Origin of the sequence: Parabacteroides distasonis ATCC 8503 (assembly GCF_000012845.1) — a bacterium.
Taxonomy (GTDB): domain Bacteria; phylum Bacteroidota; class Bacteroidia; order Bacteroidales; family Tannerellaceae; genus Parabacteroides; species Parabacteroides distasonis.
In genome coordinates this window covers 2,083,941-2,101,615 of sequence record NC_009615.1, presented here as the reverse complement: position 1 = coordinate 2,101,615, position 17,675 = coordinate 2,083,941, and the positions used below count along the sequence as shown (strand labels likewise).

General features: G+C 45.1%; 11 protein-coding genes. 8 read left to right on the top strand and 3 right to left on the bottom strand.

Features of this window, described 5'->3' with window-relative positions; genetic code table 11:
• The first annotated feature begins 9 nt into the window (after positions 1–9).
• From BDI_RS08845 to BDI_RS08825, 5 genes are all read left to right on the top strand, one after another.
• Positions 10–3,156: a SusC/RagA family TonB-linked outer membrane protein gene (locus tag BDI_RS08845; protein ID WP_011966586.1), complete on the top strand. Its 3,147-nt coding sequence runs from the start codon at positions 10–12 to the stop codon at positions 3,154–3,156.
• A 15-nt stretch (positions 3,157–3,171) separates the two neighbouring features.
• Positions 3,172–5,127 (top strand): SusD/RagB family nutrient-binding outer membrane lipoprotein, encoded by a 1,956-nt coding sequence (locus BDI_RS08840; protein ID WP_008779507.1) that lies wholly within the window; start codon positions 3,172–3,174, stop codon positions 5,125–5,127.
• A 109-nt stretch (positions 5,128–5,236) separates the two neighbouring features.
• The gene (locus BDI_RS08835; protein WP_005858269.1) at positions 5,237–5,602 is read left to right on the top strand and encodes a hypothetical protein; all 366 of its coding nucleotides are present in this window, start codon (positions 5,237–5,239) and stop codon (positions 5,600–5,602) included.
• Between the two features lie 465 nt (positions 5,603–6,067).
• Positions 6,068–9,235 carry a SusC/RagA family TonB-linked outer membrane protein gene (locus tag BDI_RS08830; RefSeq protein ID WP_008779508.1) on the top strand — a complete coding sequence of 1,056 codons (3,168 nt, stop codon included), beginning with the start codon at positions 6,068–6,070 and terminating at the stop codon, positions 9,233–9,235.
• A gap of 41 nt (positions 9,236–9,276) precedes the next feature.
• Positions 9,277–11,196: a SusD/RagB family nutrient-binding outer membrane lipoprotein gene (locus tag BDI_RS08825; protein WP_011966585.1), complete on the top strand. Its 1,920-nt coding sequence runs from the start codon at positions 9,277–9,279 to the stop codon at positions 11,194–11,196.
• A gap of 76 nt (positions 11,197–11,272) precedes the next feature.
• Here the strand turns inward: BDI_RS08825 and BDI_RS08820 are convergent, their stop codons facing one another.
• Together BDI_RS08820 and fabD are read right to left on the bottom strand one after the other, a co-directional pair.
• Positions 11,273–12,079, bottom strand: coding sequence for an alpha/beta hydrolase (locus BDI_RS08820; protein WP_008779510.1), 807 nt, complete (start codon positions 12,077–12,079; stop codon positions 11,273–11,275).
• A gap of 168 nt (positions 12,080–12,247) precedes the next feature.
• On the bottom strand, positions 12,248–13,129 hold the full coding sequence (fabD, locus tag BDI_RS08815; RefSeq protein WP_005858261.1) for an ACP S-malonyltransferase: 882 nt from the start codon (positions 13,127–13,129) through the stop codon (positions 12,248–12,250).
• A 139-nt stretch (positions 13,130–13,268) separates the two neighbouring features.
• Between fabD and BDI_RS08810 the strand changes: the two genes are divergently transcribed.
• Entirely contained in the window at positions 13,269–13,463 is a 195-nt protein-coding gene (locus tag BDI_RS08810; protein ID WP_005858259.1) for a Sec-independent protein translocase subunit TatA/TatB, read from the top strand.
• Positions 13,464–13,469: 6 nt separating this feature from the next.
• Positions 13,470–14,297, top strand: a complete 828-nt coding sequence (gene tatC, locus BDI_RS08805) for a twin-arginine translocase subunit TatC (protein ID WP_005858256.1) — start codon at positions 13,470–13,472, stop codon at positions 14,295–14,297.
• A 68-nt stretch (positions 14,298–14,365) separates the two neighbouring features.
• Here tatC and BDI_RS08800 read toward each other — a convergent pair whose 3' ends face one another.
• A complete protein-coding gene (locus BDI_RS08800) occupies positions 14,366–15,238 on the bottom strand; it encodes an arginase family protein (protein WP_011966584.1) in 873 nt (290 codons plus the stop codon).
• Between the two features lie 118 nt (positions 15,239–15,356).
• Between BDI_RS08800 and BDI_RS08795 the strand changes: the two genes are divergently transcribed.
• A complete protein-coding gene (locus BDI_RS08795) occupies positions 15,357–17,663 on the top strand; it encodes a GH92 family glycosyl hydrolase (RefSeq protein ID WP_008779512.1) in 2,307 nt (768 codons plus the stop codon).
• The last annotated feature ends 12 nt before the right edge of the window (positions 17,664–17,675 follow it).

Here is a 17,675-nt window from a genome sequence, read left to right as displayed (position 1 = left end):
CCATCAGTTATGTTGAAAAACTTTAAACCTGTCAGCTTAATTCTATGTGCGGGTGCGTTATGCTTCTCGGGAAGCATGTATGCCAACATCGCACCTGTTGAGCAAGGTGCCTCTATCTCCCAGCAAAACGGGAAAGTAACAGGTACAGTGGAAGATGATTTCGGCCCAGTGACCGGAGCGTCAGTTGTCGTGAAAGGCACGACCAATGGTACGATTACCGATATGGACGGTAATTTCACCTTGGAAGGTGTCAAGAATGGTGATGTAATCCAAATCTCATTCATTGGTTACTCCACCATGGAAATTACGTATACCGGCCAACCGGTAGGCGTTATCAAATTAGCGGAAGACACCCAGAAATTGGATGAGGTCGTGGTTACGGCCTTAGGCATGAAGCGATCTGAGAAGTCCTTGGGTTATGCGATGCAAGAGTTGAAGGGAGACGCTTTGCTGGATTCTCGCGAGAGCAATATCGCCAATGCGTTGTCCGGTAAGGTTTCCGGTTTGCAGGTCGTTCGTTCTAGTGGTAGTGTAGGCGGTTCTTCGAAGATTGTACTTCGTGGTGCGAACTCTTTGACGGGTTCTAATCAGCCGTTGGTAGTTGTAGATGGTACTCCGATGGATAACTTCACCGGTGGTGTAGATGATGCTTGGGGTAACTCCGGTACGGATATGGGTAACGGTCTTTCGGATATCAATCCAGAAGACATCGAGTCTATGTCTGTATTGAAAGGTGCTTCCGCTGCCGCTCTTTACGGTTCTCGTGCCGGTAATGGTGTTATCTTGATTACGACGAAATCAGGAAAGAAGAATGATGGTCTGGGTATCAATGTGAACTTTGGAGTTACGGCGGATACTCCTTTTATGTTGCCGGAACTGCAAAGTTCTTTCGGACAGGGTTCTGTTGGTGCTTACAATGACCAAACCAATCTGAGCTGGGGTCCGAGGATTGAAGGACAGACTATTACTACGTATGACGGACGTCAAGTGCCAATGGCCGCTTATGACAATATTGGCGCTTTCTTTGGTACAGGTACCTCTTTCAATGAAGGCGTAAGTTTCCAGCAAGATGTGAATGGAACCTCTATGTTCTTTTCTTTCAATCGCCAAGATGACTCGGGTGTAACCCCAGAGCAAAGTCTGAATAAGACGAATTTAACGTTACGTGCTACCTCATTTTTGGATGAGGCTAAGAAATGGAAGGTGGATGCGAAGGTGAACTATGTAAACCAAAACGCCCATAATCGTCCGATCATTGGTATAAACCCATCCAACGCATTTTCAACCGTTTATAATTTGCCTCGCTCTTTGAATGTTCTTGATTTTGAGAACTGTGTGGATGATCAAGGGAAAATGGTTTGGTATGATAAAAGTAATAGTCCACAGGAGAACCCTTATTGGGTAACTCAATACCGTCAGAACGACGATACGCGTAATCGTATTTTAGGAAATGCTTCTTTAAAATATGCTCCTACGGATTGGTTTGATATCGAGCTGAGAGGAGGTACTGACTATTATACTACCACGACTACTCAAAAGTTATATTCAGGAGGTAATACGAAGCCGGAAGGTAGCTATTCTGAAGGTTCTGAGACATTCTATGAGAATAACTTTAGCTTCTTGGCTACGGCGCGTAAGGATGATTTGATCAGCAAATTGGGTGGTTTTGTTACATTTGGTGGTAACATCATGCAGCAGAAACGTACCAAAATGAATGCAAGTGCGGGAACGTTGTTGGTTCCTGATTTGTTTGATGTCAATAATGGTGTTGATAAACCTTCTATTACATCTTCTTTGACCCAGCGTAAAATGAACTCTTTGTACGGATCTCTCCAGTTGAACTGGGATGGTTGGTTGTTCTTGGATGTTACGGCACGTAATGACTGGTCATCCACTATGTCAAAAGAGAATCGTTCTTATTTCTATCCTTCTGTTAGCTTATCTGCTGTAATCTCTGATATGGTACAGAAAAACGGAGGAAGTATGCCTGATTGGTTTAGTTTCGCGAAGGTGCGTGCTTCTTTCGCTGAGGTAGGTAATGATTTGGATCCTTATCAGTTATATAATGTATATACAATTTCTAAGGATGCTAATGGTAATAGTATGGCTTCTGCCGGAAGTACCTTGTTTGACTCTTCGGTTAAGAGTGAGTTGATCAAGTCTTGGGAGGTTGGTGCCGACTTACGTTTCTTCAATAACCGTTTTGGTATTGATGCCGCTTGGTATAAGACAAATGCGACCAATCAGTTGCTGAATATTCCGATGGATGCTTTTTCCGGATATGAATCTCGAAAAGTGAATGCGGGTAATATCCAGAACCAAGGTTTCGAACTTTCGTTGAATGGTGCTATTATGCAGACTGCTAGTGGGTTTAACTGGGATGCGCAAGCTCATTTCTCTTTGAATAGAAGTAAGATATTGGAATTAACCGAAGGGGTGACTGTCTATGATATCAAGACTGTGGATGTCTTACAGATTGCCGCTACCGAAGGTGGTAAATATGGTGATATTTATGGACAGAAATTTGTTCGCCACAATGGGCAGGTCGTGGTAGGTGAAGATGGTCTTCCTTTGATTACGACAGATAAAGAGTTGATCGGTAATCAGAACCCGGATTGGATGCTTGGTCTCACGAATAATTTCTCTTATAAGGGTTTTGATTTGAGTTTCTTGATCGACTTCCGTATAGGTGGTGAGATTTACTCGGCGACGACTTCTTCTTTGCATAAGAATGGTAACGCTGCCGGAACGGTTGTGAATGGTGATCGTGCTGATTTCGTGGTTCCAAACTCAATCATGAAAAAAGGTGATGAGTATGTGAAGAATGATGTCGCTGTTACGCCTCAAAGATATTGGGAGCGTATCGCTTCTTCAGGAAACTATGGTTTGCCGGAGGTGTTTACGTATGACGCTACGAATATCCGTTTGAGAAATATTACTTTAGGATATACGTTCAATAAGAATTTGTTGAAGAAAACCCCGTTCCAAAAGTTGCGTCTGTCCGCGACTTGTAATAACGTATGGATGATTGTTTCTCATTTGCCGGGTATCGATCCTGAATCTGTGGCAGCTACAAATACGAATGCGGTAGGATTCGAGAATGGTGGCGCGCCTACAAATCGTTCTTATACATTTAATTTAACTGTAGGATTCTAATAGAAAGGAGATAATATGAAAACGAAAAATATCATTATATTAGGAGCCTTGGCGGTCGCTTCATTGACAACGGTTACAAGTTGTAATGACTTTGAGGATATCAACAAAGACCCGAATAAGGCTGATTTGGAGCAAGTGGAACCGGAATGGTTCTTGAATGGCTCCATTGGAGATGCTCAAATGAACCCTGAAATAGCAGAACGTATTTTTATTTTGTATTGGAAGCGGGCTGCTCGTTTTGATCGGGGTAGCGGTTTCGCAATCGGTACGGATAATGATGACTATAATAGATTATACTTGACTTCGAACTCGTATGGTGTAGGTTGGTTGAATAAGGCGAATCAAGCGATAGAGGTCGGAGAGGAGAAAATCAAATTAGATGTGGATAATGCCTATCCTTATTATCGGAATATCCCGAATATGGCTCGTATTTGGAGAGCTTATTTGAACTCTGAATTGTCTGATAACTTTGGCCCGATACCGGCGTTATCTGCTTTTACCGGTGTTCCTGGAGAATATAATAAGGTGGAGGATATCTATACCTATATATTGAAAGAGTTGAAAGAGGCGGTCGCTTCTTTGGATGAGAGCATTGATATGAGTGCGATGTCCAAATATGATCCGTTTTTTGGTGGTGACATAAAGAAATGGAAAAAGTATGGAAACTCTTTGCGTATGCGTCTAGCGATGCGTTTGACTGCGGTCAATCCTTCTTTGGCGCAAGCTGAGTTTGAGGATGCTGCCAAGGGTGAGTTTATCGCCTCTATGGATGATATCGCCCAGGTTGCGGAGAAAGATGGATGGGATCCGTATACAGGTGTCATGACAAGAACTTGGAATAACCAAGCGATGTCTACTACTTTCAATAATCTCGTAGTGGGACTAGGCGGTGTGGAATTTCCTGTTCCTGATGAGTTGAAATCCAATTTGAAAGATCCTTATACTTACTTAGGCCAGAATGTCAGCCTGCATTTCCCAACAACCACAAATGATCCTTGTGCGGGCTATTTTTTCGATGGTATCCCACAATATATCGATCCTCGTGCGCCTCAGTTGTATAGCATTCCGGGGTATGATGACGGAGTGGTTTATCCTTCTTATATAGGTGCCGCTTCCGAGGTAAAGGATGAGATAACATTGATTGCGGGAGATTATACGGATGTGCTGACCGGACAAAAAGTTTCCGCGCCGGAAGTAAAACTTCCCATGAAATATTCTTGGACGACCGTTGTTGCCGGAAACTGGAACGATAAGGCCGGTTTAGTTGGTGACTATACAAGTTATAACTACAACTTCCCTTCTTTGGCTGATAAGTTCCGTCATAGCACGAACAAACGTGTATGGTTTGGCCCGTGGGAAAGTTATTTCTTGTTAGCGGAAGCTGCGGTTTATGGTTGGAATGTTCCGGGTAGCGCAAAGGATAATTATGAGAAAGGTATCGCCGCTAGTTTTGAATATAACGGTGTTTCCGATAAACTCTTAGAATATTTGCAATCTAAGGCTTATAACCGTGTAGGAACATCTGTAGCTTTCGATCATACGGTAGAGGCTAAGGCTTATACGATCAACTATTACGATGCATATACGAAACAGAATAAGACAACGACTTATGAGTATCCTAAAAATACGATCTATAAGAATGGTCAGTATAATAATGATGCATTGACTAAGATCATTACGCAGAAGTTCATCGCTCAGAATCCTTGGTTGCCTTTGGAAGTGTGGTCTGATCACCGTCGTTTAGGTTTGCCGTTCTTCGAGAATCAAGCTGTAGAGGCTGCTTACAATCCAACTAACCAAGTGTTGTTAACTCCTGCTACTTGCAAGGAATGTAAAGTAGAGTTCTACCCGAAGCGTCTTCGTTACCCGGCAGTTCTTCAAACCAATAACTTGGAAGGGTATAACCAAGCTTTAGAAAGACTTGGTGGTCCGAACATGACGACAACTTCTTTGTGGTGGAATATGAAATAATATGAATAGTATTTTTACTGCAAAATAATAGGAATCCTCACGTTGGGATGTATCATCATTCAACGTGAGGATTTATGTTTTTAATGTTAAACTTTTAAATTTTACAGTTATGAGAAAGTTATTAATGGTATTGTTTTTATTTGGAACAATTAGTGTTTTTTGCAATGCCCAAATAGATGGTTATTATGTAAAAGACAGTGGTAATCTAGCGCTTTTTGCGGATGGAGAACCTAGGACTAGTAATTCAATTGGTATTGAAGCTGGGAAATCAGTGGAAATTCGTTTTACTCAACCTTCTACTGGAGATTTCTTGTGGCAAAAAATGAGTGGTAGTGACTATATTCAATTTAATCCCGGTGGGTCTGGACGTTTTGCGTTAATTTGGACACAGAGTGCAAGTAAAGGGGACTCGGCTGTTTTTTGTGTCACAGACAAGAATGGTGATGTGCTGACGATTACTATTCATGCTTATTAGACTTTATAGGAAATAAAGATATCTACTTCTTGTCTTTTCTTGTCTTTTGACAACTTTGTATTGTAACTGATTCGGAAATTATAGAGAATAATATTCTTACGAGAAAAGGGCGTATCGATGTAAATGTCGGTACGCCTTCTTTTTTTTGTGGTGATGATTTGTATGGGTAAACTGGAACTTTTATTGGCTTCTGAAGTGAATAACTAACGGCTTCCTGCCTCTTTTACGGTTTGGTTATCCTTTGGTTAAAATTTCTGTAAATCAATTTTTTATGGATGTTAGTAAGGATAACTCTTATTCGTTTTGTCTGTAAGGAGAGAGTAGTTGCGGTATCCTCACCAGTTACCTCTTGTATATGTTAAACTCAAAACATATCTGCCCTTTTTATGTTTATACAGGATAAATGACATTTGTTGACGCAAAAACTAAAACATTGTCTAGAAAAATAAACAAAAAACAGTAGTTATGTTGAAAAGATTCAGACCAGTCAGCTTAATCCTGTTGGTAGGGGCGCTTGGGTTCTCGGGAAACTTATACGCCACGCCTATGTCCGGGATTCCGAGGGTTGACATTTCACAGCAAAACGCAAAGGTGTCGGGAATAGTTGAGGATGCCTTAGGACCCGTTACCGGGGCGTCCGTAATCGTGAAAGGAACTACCAATGGTACTATGACCGACTTGGACGGACATTTTACCTTGGATAACGTGAAGAAAGGGGATATCATACAGATATCGTTTATCGGTTATACCTCGCAAGACATCCCGTATACTGGCCAGTCCGAGATTACGGTTAAACTCGTGGAAGATACCCAGAAACTCGATGAGGTGGTGGTGACCGCCTTGGGTATGAAACGGGATAAGAAAGCCTTGGGTTATGCCATGCAGGAGTTGAAAGGGGATGACCTCTTGGCCTCCCGTGAGCCGAACTTGGCGAACTCCCTTTCCGGTAAGGTTTCCGGTTTGCAGATCGTCCGTTCAAGCAATGGCGTAGGAGGGTCTTCTAAGATCGTACTTCGTGGTAACAACTCCTTGACGGGTAGCAACCAGCCCTTGATCGTCGTAGACGGTACCCCGATGGATAACTTCACCGGTGGCGTGGATGATGTATGGGGTAACTCCGGAGCGGACATGGGTAACGGCCTTTCGGATATCAACCCGGAAGATATCGAGTCCATGACGGTATTGAAGGGTGCTTCCGCCGCCGCCCTTTATGGCTCACGTGCCGGTAACGGCGTGATCTTGATCACTACCAAGTCCGGACGTAAGAACGAGGGACTCGGTATTACGATCAACGCCGGTATCACCGCCGAGACGATTTTCCTGAAACCTGATTTACAGAACGACTTCGGACAAGGCTCCGTGGGCGTTTACGATAACCAATCCCGCCTTAGCTGGGGACCGAAAGCCATGGGACAAATGGTAACCGATTGGAGAGGCAACCAAATCCCTCTGCATACTTATGATAATATCGACGCTTTTTTCCGCACCGGAACCTCCTTTAACGAGGGTGTCAGCTTCCAGCAGAACATAAAGGGTACGGCGGTATTCGCCTCCGTAAACCGTTCCGACGATGCTAGTATCACCCCACGCTCAAAACTAAACAAGACGAATATTACCTTGCGTGCCACCACTTTCTTGGATGAGGCGGAAAAGTGGAAAGTAGATGCCAAGGTGAATTATATCAATCAAAACGCGCATAACCGCCCGATTCAGGGCGTGAATCCCTCGAACGCTTTCAATACGATCTATAACCTGCCTCGTTCCTTGAATATCCGTGAGTTTGAGGATGACGTGGATGAGCAAGGCAATATGATTTGGTATGATGCCTCCAAGAATCCGCAGGAGAACCCTTATTGGGTGACCCGTTATCGCCAGAACGAGGATACCCGTAACCGTTTGTTAGGAAATATCTCCTTGAAATATGCCCCGACCGATTGGTTCGATATTGAGTTGAGAGGTGGTACGGATTATTATACCACGACGAAGAGCGAGAAAGTATATGCCGGTGGTAATACCAGTCCGAGAGGTCTGTATACCGAGGGATCGGAGACCTTCTATGAGAATAACTTCAGTTTCTTGGCTACGGCCCGGAAGGATAACTTGATCGATCGGCTGGGAGGCTTCGTTACTTTCGGTGGTAACTTGATGCTCCAGCAACGTAATAAGATGAACGCTTCTGCCGGAGAGTTGTTGGTGCCGAACTTGTTCTCGCTGAATAATGGCGTGAATAAGCCGACGGTCACTTCCGAGTTGATCCGCCGTCGTATGAATTCCTTGTACGGGTCGTTGCAGTTGAACTGGGATGGTTATCTGTTCTTGGATGTTACGGCACGTAACGATTGGTCGTCTACGATGTCGAAAGCCAACCGCTCTTATTTCTATCCGTCTGTCAGCTTGTCTGCGGTGATCTCCGATATGTTGCCGAAGATTGGCGGAAGCATGCCGGATTGGTTCTCTTTCGCTAAGGTACGTGCCTCCTTCGCTGAGGTAGGTAACGACTTGGACCCGTATCAATTATATAACTTCTACTCTGTAGGCAAGGACCCCAACGGGAATACGACGGCGAAACCGGGTAAGGTACTTTACGACTCGGATGTACGTAGTGAGTTGATTAAATCATGGGAGGCCGGTTTCGATATCCGTTTCTTCAATAACCGGTTAGGCTTGGATGCCGCTTGGTATAAGTCCAACGCTACCCGCCAGTTACTGGATTTACCGATGGACCCGTTCTCCGGCTATGCTTCCCGTAAGATTAATGCGGGTAACATTCAGAACGAGGGTTTGGAGATCTCCTTGAACGGTACGATTCTAGACAATCCCGCCGGATTGAGCTGGAGCTCTACGGCGCAGTTCTCCTTGAACCGGAATAAGATCAAGGAATTATACGAGGGCGTGAATCTATATGATATAAAGACGTTCGACGCTATCCAGATCGTAGCTCCGGTAGGTGGTTATTATGGTGAGATCTACGGGCAGACCTTTATGCGTGTGACCGATGAGAATAGTCCTCACTATGGAAAGATCGTCGTAGGTGATGATGGTTTGCCTTTGATCTCTACCGAGAAGTCGAAAGTAGGAAACCAGAGTCCGGATTGGATGATGGGTTGGACCAATAATTTCTCTTATAAAGGTTTTAACCTGAGCTTCTTGATAGACTTCCGTATCGGTGGTAGCATCTATTCGGCGACAGCCTCCAACCTGTATACCCGGGGTAACGCCGCCGGAACAGTGGTGAATGGTGATCGTGCCGAATTCGTGGTACCGAATACCGTGGTTCAACAGGGTAGTGGTTATGCGGAGAATACGGTCGCCGTCACTCCCCAGAACTATTGGGAGCGTATTGGGTCTACCGGAAATTATGGTTTACCAGAGGTTTATACCTATAGCGCCACCAATGTCCGTTTGCGTAATATCACCTTTGGCTACGAGTTCAATCGACAGATGTTGAAGAAAACGCCTTTCCAGCGTGTACGTCTATCCGCTACTTGTAACAATGTTTGGATGATCCATTATAACTTGCCGGGTATCGACCCCGAGTCCGTTGCCGCCACGAATACCAACGCTACCGGATTCGAGAATGGAGCCGCGCCGACCAGCCGTTCCTATACGTTTAACGTAACCGTGGGATTCTAATGGAATACATGATAATTTGAATTACGATAAAAATGATGAAGATGAAAACAAGAAATATACTTTTTACCGGATTGGTATCGGTGGCTGCTCTTCTTTCTTCCTGTAATGACTTTCAGGAGATCAATGAGGACCCGAATCTTGTGGGAGAGGATAAGGTGAAGCCCCAATGGTTCCTGAATGCCTCTATCATGGGAGACCAGATGAACCCAGAGATAGCCGAGCGTATCTTTATCTTGTACTGGGACCGTGCTTCCCGTTTCAATAGGGGAAGTGGTTTTACGATCGGTACGGATAACAATGATTATAGTACGATCTACTTGAGTAATGATTACGCCGTAGGTTGGCTGAATCAAGTGACCAAAGCGATCCAGTTAGGAGAGCAGATGGTTGCCAATGGCGAGGCGGATACCTATCCTTATTATAAGAACGTGATCCAGATGTCCCGTATCTGGCGTGCTTACTTGAACTCGGAAGTAGCTGACGGTTTCGGGCCGATCCCTGCGTTGGCCGCTTTCTCCGGTGTACCGGCTGAGTACGATAGTGTAGAAGCTATCTATCAATTTATATTGAAAGAGTTACGGGAAGCTGAGTCTGCGTTAGACCCCTCCTTGGATATGTCCGCTATGGCTAACGAGGATGCTTTCTATGCGGGAAATGTTACGAAATGGAAAAAGTACGCCAACTCTTTGCGTATGCGTTTGGCGATGCGTATCTCGGCTGTCGATCCTGCCTTGGCGAGAGCGGAATTTGAGGATGCCGCCTCTAAGACATTTATCTCCGAGCCAACCGATATCGCTTCCGTGCAGGAGAAAGAGGGGTGGGATGAGTTGACGAGCGTGATGTCTCGTCCTTGGAACGGGCAGGCAATGTCCGTGACGTTTAAGAACTTGGTAGTTGGTTTGGGTGGACAGGAATTTCCGTTGCCGGACTCCTTAAAAAGCCATTTGAAGAATCCATACGATTATCAAGGTTTATATTTGAACCAGCACTTCCCGCTGACGACGAATGATCCGTGCGCCGGTTTCTATTTCGACGGTATACCTCAATATGTAGATCCCCGTGCCCCGAAGTTGTTTAGTGTAGTGGGCTGGGATGATGGTGTGGTTTATTCCGATTATATCGGTGCGGCCAGCGAGGTGAAGCCGGTTCACTTGAAGAATCCGGCGGATAATACCCAGAATATGTTGACGATCGATCCGAAATATACGTGGGGCACTTGGGTCGCCGGAGAATGGGACGTGAAAGCCGGTCTGGTAAGTGAGCTGACAGGTAAGAATTATAATTATCCCTCTATATCGAAACAATATCGAATGAGCACCAATAAGCGTGTCTTCTTCGGCCCGTGGGAAAGTTACTTCTTATTGGCGGAGGCTGCGGTGAAAGGCTGGAAAGTTCCGGGAACAGCTAAATCCAATTATGAGTCTGGTGTTACGGCTAGTTTTGAGTATCATGGCTTATTGAGCCAAGTCGGTGATTACCTATCGTCTCAGAAATACAACCGTGTAGGTACTTCCGTCGCTTTCGACCATACGACAGAGGCGAAATCATATACGATCCGTTATACGGACCCCTATACGAAGGAGGTAAAAAGCCGTACGTATGAATATCCCCATAACTCGATCTATCGGAATGGCGCTTATAATAATGACGCCCTTACGAAGATTATCACCCAGAAATATATAGCGCAAGTTCCTTGGTTGCCGGAAGAGGCTTGGAGCGATCATCGTCGTTTAGGTCTTCCTTTCTTCGAGAACCAAGCGGTAGAGAAGGATTACAACCCATTGAATCAAGTTCCTTTGACGGTCGCTACCTCTAAGGAATGCCGTTGGGATTTCTACCCGAAACGTTATCGTTATCCGGCGAATATCCAAACGAATAATCAAGCGGGTTATGCGCAAGCTCTCCAGCTTTTGGGCGGCCCGGACTTGACGACTACTCCACTTTGGTGGAACGCTAAATAGCGAACCTGCTTGGTCTGTTTTATATATACTTTTTCGGTGTCACGCATTTATTTGTGTGGCACCGTTTTTTTGAGATTTACTCAATCGTGCTTAGCCATTTCTCCAGTTCGTCAGTCCATTGACGTTTGTATACGAAGTTGTCCCGGAACCCAAAACTATGGCCGCCCTTTGGATAAATATGCAAGGAGGCGGACACCTTGTTTTTTAGCAAAGCGAGATAATAAAGCACGCTATTCTCCGGGCTAACCGCCTCGTCATCCGAAGCCAACGCTATAAAGGCGGGAGGTGTCAGTGAGTTTACGTGCAATTCCAAAGAGAAAGCTTCCTCTTCCTCATGCGTGGGATTCGCTCCTAATAGCCGTTCCCTCGATTTAAGGTGCGTTAAATGAGGTAGCATACTGATAACCGGATAAAGGAGTATTTGGAAATCTGGACGTGCGTCGTCTACCCCGAATATTGCGGCATGCCCGGCGATATAACCGCCAATGGAGGCACCCATGACACCGACCTTCGTAATCTTCCACTCTTCCGAGTAATTATGGAGGATGCGGAGACCTTGGCGAACATCGTCCAGAGGAACTTCCCTATGTCCGTTCGGCATCCGGTATTTCAATACGGCATAAGTAATACCTTGCGCGTTAAACCATGCGGCCATATCACGCCCCTCATGTCCGATCGAAATCTTGGAAAGTCCGCCACCCGGACACATCAAGATCGCCTTGCCATTCGGCTTCGTCGCCGGATAAACCAATAGGGAAGGGTTCGATATATTGGATATGGCATTCGGGGCATCTTCCAATTCTACGCCGGCCAATCCATTACTAGTGGGCGCTCCATCCGGCCAAAGTAGGATAATCCTATTTTTCTGTTGTATTGTTTCCATTTTCTATATTCTGAATTGTGTTTATAGTATAAAACAACGTTGGCCTTTGATTAGTTTAGCATTCAAGATCTTTTCGAATCATCATCGTATATAAAAAAGTCCGGAAAAGACGAGGAAAATCACCCTCCATCCTTTTCGGACTTTTATCCTATTACATTGAAAGGTAAATTATTGCATACCTTCCGTAGTCATTTCCTTATTGATCTTTTTAACCAATCCCTGAAGAACGGCACCCGGGCCTAACTCGATGAAATGAGTGGCACCGTCGGCGATCATGTTCTGTACGCTTTGGGTCCAACGTACCGGGGCGGTTAACTGTGCGATCAAGTTAGTCTTAATTGTTTCCGGGCAAGTCTCGGCTTTCGTGCTTACGTTCTGGTAAACCGGGCAAGAAGGTTTATTGATCGTCGTAGCCTCGATAGCGGCAGCCAACTCAGTACGAGCTGGTTCCATCAATGGAGAATGGAACGCTCCACCTACTTTCAACTTCAAGGCACGCTTAGCGCCTGCGGCCAATAACTTCTCGCAAGCCTGATCGATACCGGGGATAGAGCCGGAGATTACCAATTGGCCCGGGCAATTATAGTTAGCGCAAACCACTACCTCGTCCTTGATGCTCGCGCAAATTTCCTCAACCGTCGCGTCCGGCAAGGCTAATACGGCGGCCATTGTAGAGGGAGTTGCCTCGCAAGCCTTTTGCATAGCCATGGCACGTTTGGAAACTAATACCAAGCCGTCCTCGAAAGACAATGCTCCGGCAGCTACCAAGGCAGAGAATTCTCCTAATGAGTGACCTGCGGTCATATCCGGTTGGAATTGATCACCTAATGTTTTCGCGAGAATGACAGAGTGTAAGAAGATCGCTGGTTGAGTAACTTTGGTTTGTCTCAGATCCTCGTCTGTTCCGGCAAACATTAAATCCGTGATACGGAAACCAAGGATCTCGTTAGCCTTCTCAAACATCTCTTTAGCAAGAGGATTATTATCGTAGAGGTCTTTGCCCATACCTACGAACTGTGCCCCCTGACCGGGAAATACGTACGCTTTCATCTTTCTAATTTTTTTCTAATTTCAGTTTTTTAAGACGGTGCAAAGGTAATAAATTTGGAATAATGAGGCTACTATTCATTACAAATTGTATCTTTGCCCCCATAGAAACGAGAATATTAATGACTAATATTATAATATCATGAATGAATTACTATTTTTAGGAAACTTAGGTACAGGCGAGATCGTGATCATCGCCATTGTTGTGTTATTGCTTTTCGGTGGTAAGAAAATTCCTGAGCTGATGAAAGGTATCGGTAAGGGCGTGAAGAATTTCAAGGACGGTGTAAAAGGATTGGAAGACGATATCAAATTAGACGATACGGAAAAGAAGTAAAGGAAGATGCAACAAGAAGAAATGTCATTCTGGGATCACCTAGAAGAACTTCGTTGGACTTTATTTCGTTCTATTTTAGCGCTCTTTGTTTTTGCTATAGCCGGGTTCTCGGTAATGCCGTGGCTGTTCGATAATGTCGTGATGGCCCCGTGTAGCTCCGATTTCATCGTCTATCGGGAAATGTGTAAGATTAGTTCTCATTTTTCTTTTCTCCCGGACTTTTGTAATGATACTTTCCATGTGAACATTGTCAATATCAAGCTGGCTTCCCAGTTCTTCACGCATATGACAAGTTCTTTCTGGTTGGCGTTATTATTGACTTTCCCCTATTTGATGTGGGAGATCTGGAAGTTCGTAAGTCCGGCTCTTTACGAAAATGAGAAGAAAAATGTACGTTGGGTATTCTTGTTCGGAACGATAATGTTCTTTATCGGATGCTCAGTGGGTTATTTCTTGGTGTTCCCGATGACACTACGTTTCTTGGCGACTTACGAGTTGAGTGCCGCCATTACGGAACAGGTATCCCTTGATTCTTACATGGATAACTTCTTGATGTTGATATTCGTGATGGGAATCGTATTTGAGATGCCATTGGTATCTTGGCTATTATCTCAGATAGGGCTGCTAAACCGCTCGTTCTTTCATAAATACAGACGGCATGCTGTTGTCGGCTTGTTAGTTGGTGCGGCGTTCATCACTCCAAGTAGTGATCCGTTTACGTTAAGTATCGTATTCTTACCGCTCTACGGTTTGTATGAGTTGAGTGCGTTCTTCGTGAAAAAAGCCCCAAAGGAAGAAGACGAGGAGAATGAGGAAGATAATAATGAGGAATAAATCCCGAAAGTTATAATAATGTAATATAAAAAAGACGTAACTCTGTTTAAGGGCTACGTCTTTTTTTATTATTTCAATAAAGGTAACCGGTCCAGCATATTCCTTAGCTTGATGGCTATACGAGGCATCGGCTCGGCTACCGTAAGACCTACCAGATCATACTTGGATGCTATATTGTTGATAACACGTACGACCTCGTCTATTTTCATCCCGTTAGGCTCTACGCCGACTCCCGCTATCATATCCGCCGGATCGATTACGTCCATATCGAAGTGAACGACAACTTTGGATGCGCCCGTCCCTTTTAACCACTTGAGGATGGAGGAACTATCCTTCGCCACCTCCTCTGGTGATAAACCTTTTATACCTAAGTTCTTCTGCCGTTCTTTCATGCCCTCATCCCACGAGCGTAAACCTACGATTAAGGTATTCGAGACCTTGAACATTCCCGGTAATAATTGAAGAATCTCTTCATCACCCATCCCTAGACAGGCCGTAAGGGCCATCGCATGATATCCCTTATACTCGTCATACGGCAAGTTTATATCCGGATGTGCGTCTATCCAGACAATGGCTATATCATCCGGATATTTAGCAGCCAGATAGGTGAAGGGTACGACACTTACCGAACATTCGCCCCCTAAGGTGATAATCTTTTCTGGAGCGTTTTCGTGCAGTAATTCGAGGGCTGCTTTTGTTTGTTTCAGAATAACCTTGCGGGCGCTGATCCCTAGATCCGTTTCTCTATCGTTTATATCTAGTGAGATGGGTACTTCCACGGTTTTCTGGGGACTTGGGGGAGCGAGGATATTGAGTAATTGAGCTCCTAGGTAATACCCTCTGGAAGCGTCGTCCGCAGGAAGGTCGGGCATCCAATGATTCACGATCCCACCTTGCCATTGGGGATAGATCAAACGAAGTGTCGATGTTTTATCTTCCATGTTATCGTAGTTTTTGTACAAAGTTAAAGGATTCCACCGAATTCTCGTCTTGATGAAAAAAGATTTTCTCCTTGATGAAAATAGATTCTCATCATAATGAAAAAAGATTTTCACCCCGATGAAAATAGAAAGTTTTCCCCGTAAACTGTTTCTCTTTCGAAATAATTTATGTATGTTTGCTCAAACTCAAAACGAATTGCATAACATGAAGCACATGTCTATATTGGCGGTCTCTTTGCTGGCACTCGTGGCCTGCACGCCTGAAAAGAAACAGGAGGCGGATTACTCGCAGTATGTGAACCCCATGATCGGTACGGATTTTACCGGCAATACCTACCCGGGAGCCCAAGTTCCTTTTGGTATGGTACAATTGAGCCCGGATAACGGTTTGCCGGGTTGGGATCGCATCTCGGGGTATTTCTATCCGGATACGACGATCGCCGGCTTTAGCCATACGCACCTTTCCGGTACGGGGGCAGGCGATTTATACGATATCTCTTTTATGCCCGTGACCCGTCCTTATAAAGAGGCCCCGGCGCCGTTAGGAATCTATTCCACGTTCTCGCATAATGACGAGGCGGCTTCCGCAGGATATTACCGGGTATTGCTGAAGGATTATAACATTAACGTGGAGCTTACGGCTACCGAGCGTTGCGGTATCCAGCGGTATACCTTCCCGGAGGCCGAGGCTTCGGTATTCTTGAACTTGAAGAAGGCGATGAATTGGGACTTTACCTTGGATTCCAAGATCGAGGTGGTAGACTCTACGACGATTCGTGGATACCGCCTATCCCAAGGCTGGTCTCCCTTGCAGCATGTTTATTTCGAGACCCGTTTCTCTAAGCCTTTCGTGGCTTGTCATATGGATACGACTTCTATCGTGACCAAGGAAAAAGGTTGGATCGGTACGGCCTATGTGGCCCGTTTCGATTTCAATACGAAGAAGGATGAGGAAATCCTTGTCACGACCGGAATCTCTGGCGTCAGCATGGAGGGAGCGGGAAAGAATTTGCGTGCGGAAGCCCCGAAGGATGATTTCGATTACTATCAAGCGCAGGCTAGTGCGAATTGGAACCGACAGCTTTCCAAGATTGAGGTGAAGAGCCGGAATACAGACGATATGGTGAAATTCTATACGGCCTTGTATCATTCCATGATCGCCCCGACGATCTATAGCGACGTGGATGGTTCTTATTACGGCCCGGATCAGCAAATCCATAAAGCGGACGGATGGACGAATTACTCTACTTTCTCTTTATGGGATACCTACCGTGCCTCCCATCCGTTGTTTACGTATACGGAGCCGGAACGGGCGAATGATATGATCAAGGGTTTCTTGAAGTTCTATGAGCAGAACGGGGCTTTGCCTTTATGGAACCTTTATGGCTGGGAAACGAATATGATGATCGGTTATCATGCGGTGCCCGTTATCGTAGACGCTTATCTGAAAGGTATCGGTGATTTCAATGCCGAGAAAGCGCTGGAGGCTTGTATAGCGACAGCCAACCGGGATGACTATCGGGGTATCGGCGATTATAAGAAGTTGGGCTACGTACCGGCTTATAGCGATCCGAAAAAATGGGAGAACTGGTCTTTATCGAAGACCTTGGAGTATGCCTACGATGATTATTGCATCGCTAAGATGGCTGAGAAGATGGGTAAGAAAGAGATCGCCGACGAATTCTTTAAACGTTCACAGAATTATCATAATGTGTACAATCCGGCAACTTCCTTTATGCAGCCTCGTGATGAGAAAGGAAACTTTGCCGCTAATTTCAGCCCCGATGATTATACGGAAGATATTTGCGAGAGCAATGGTTGGCAATATTTCTGGTCCGTGCCGCAAGATCTGGACGGTTTGATCGGATTGGTAGGAAGTAAGGAACGTTTCGCCGAGAAATTGGATAGTATGTTTACCTATGTCCCCAAATCGGATGAGGAATTGCCTATCTTTAGTACAGGCATGATTGGTCAATATGCGCATGGAAATGAGCCGAGCCATCATGTGATCTACTTATATAATAAGGTCGGCCAGCCTTGGAAGACCCAGAAATACGTGGCTCAGGTATTACATGATTTGTATCTGAATGCCCCGGACGGTATTTGTGGTAATGAGGACTGTGGGCAGATGTCCGCTTGGTTTGTGTTTAGCGCCATGGGATTCTACCCGGTTGATCCGATCAGTGGCCAATATGAGATCGGCTCCCCGTTGTTCCCGGAAGTGAAGATGCATGTAGGTAATGGCAAGACCTTTACGGTTTTGGCTCCCGAGGTCTCTGCGGAGAATATTTATATCCAATCCGTGAAGCTGAACGGACAACCTTATGATAAGAGTTATATCACCCACGAGCAAATCATGAGCGGGGCGACATTGGAGTTCGTCATGGGCAGCCAGCCGGGACCGGTATGGTATACGAACGAATGAAATAGCTCTCTA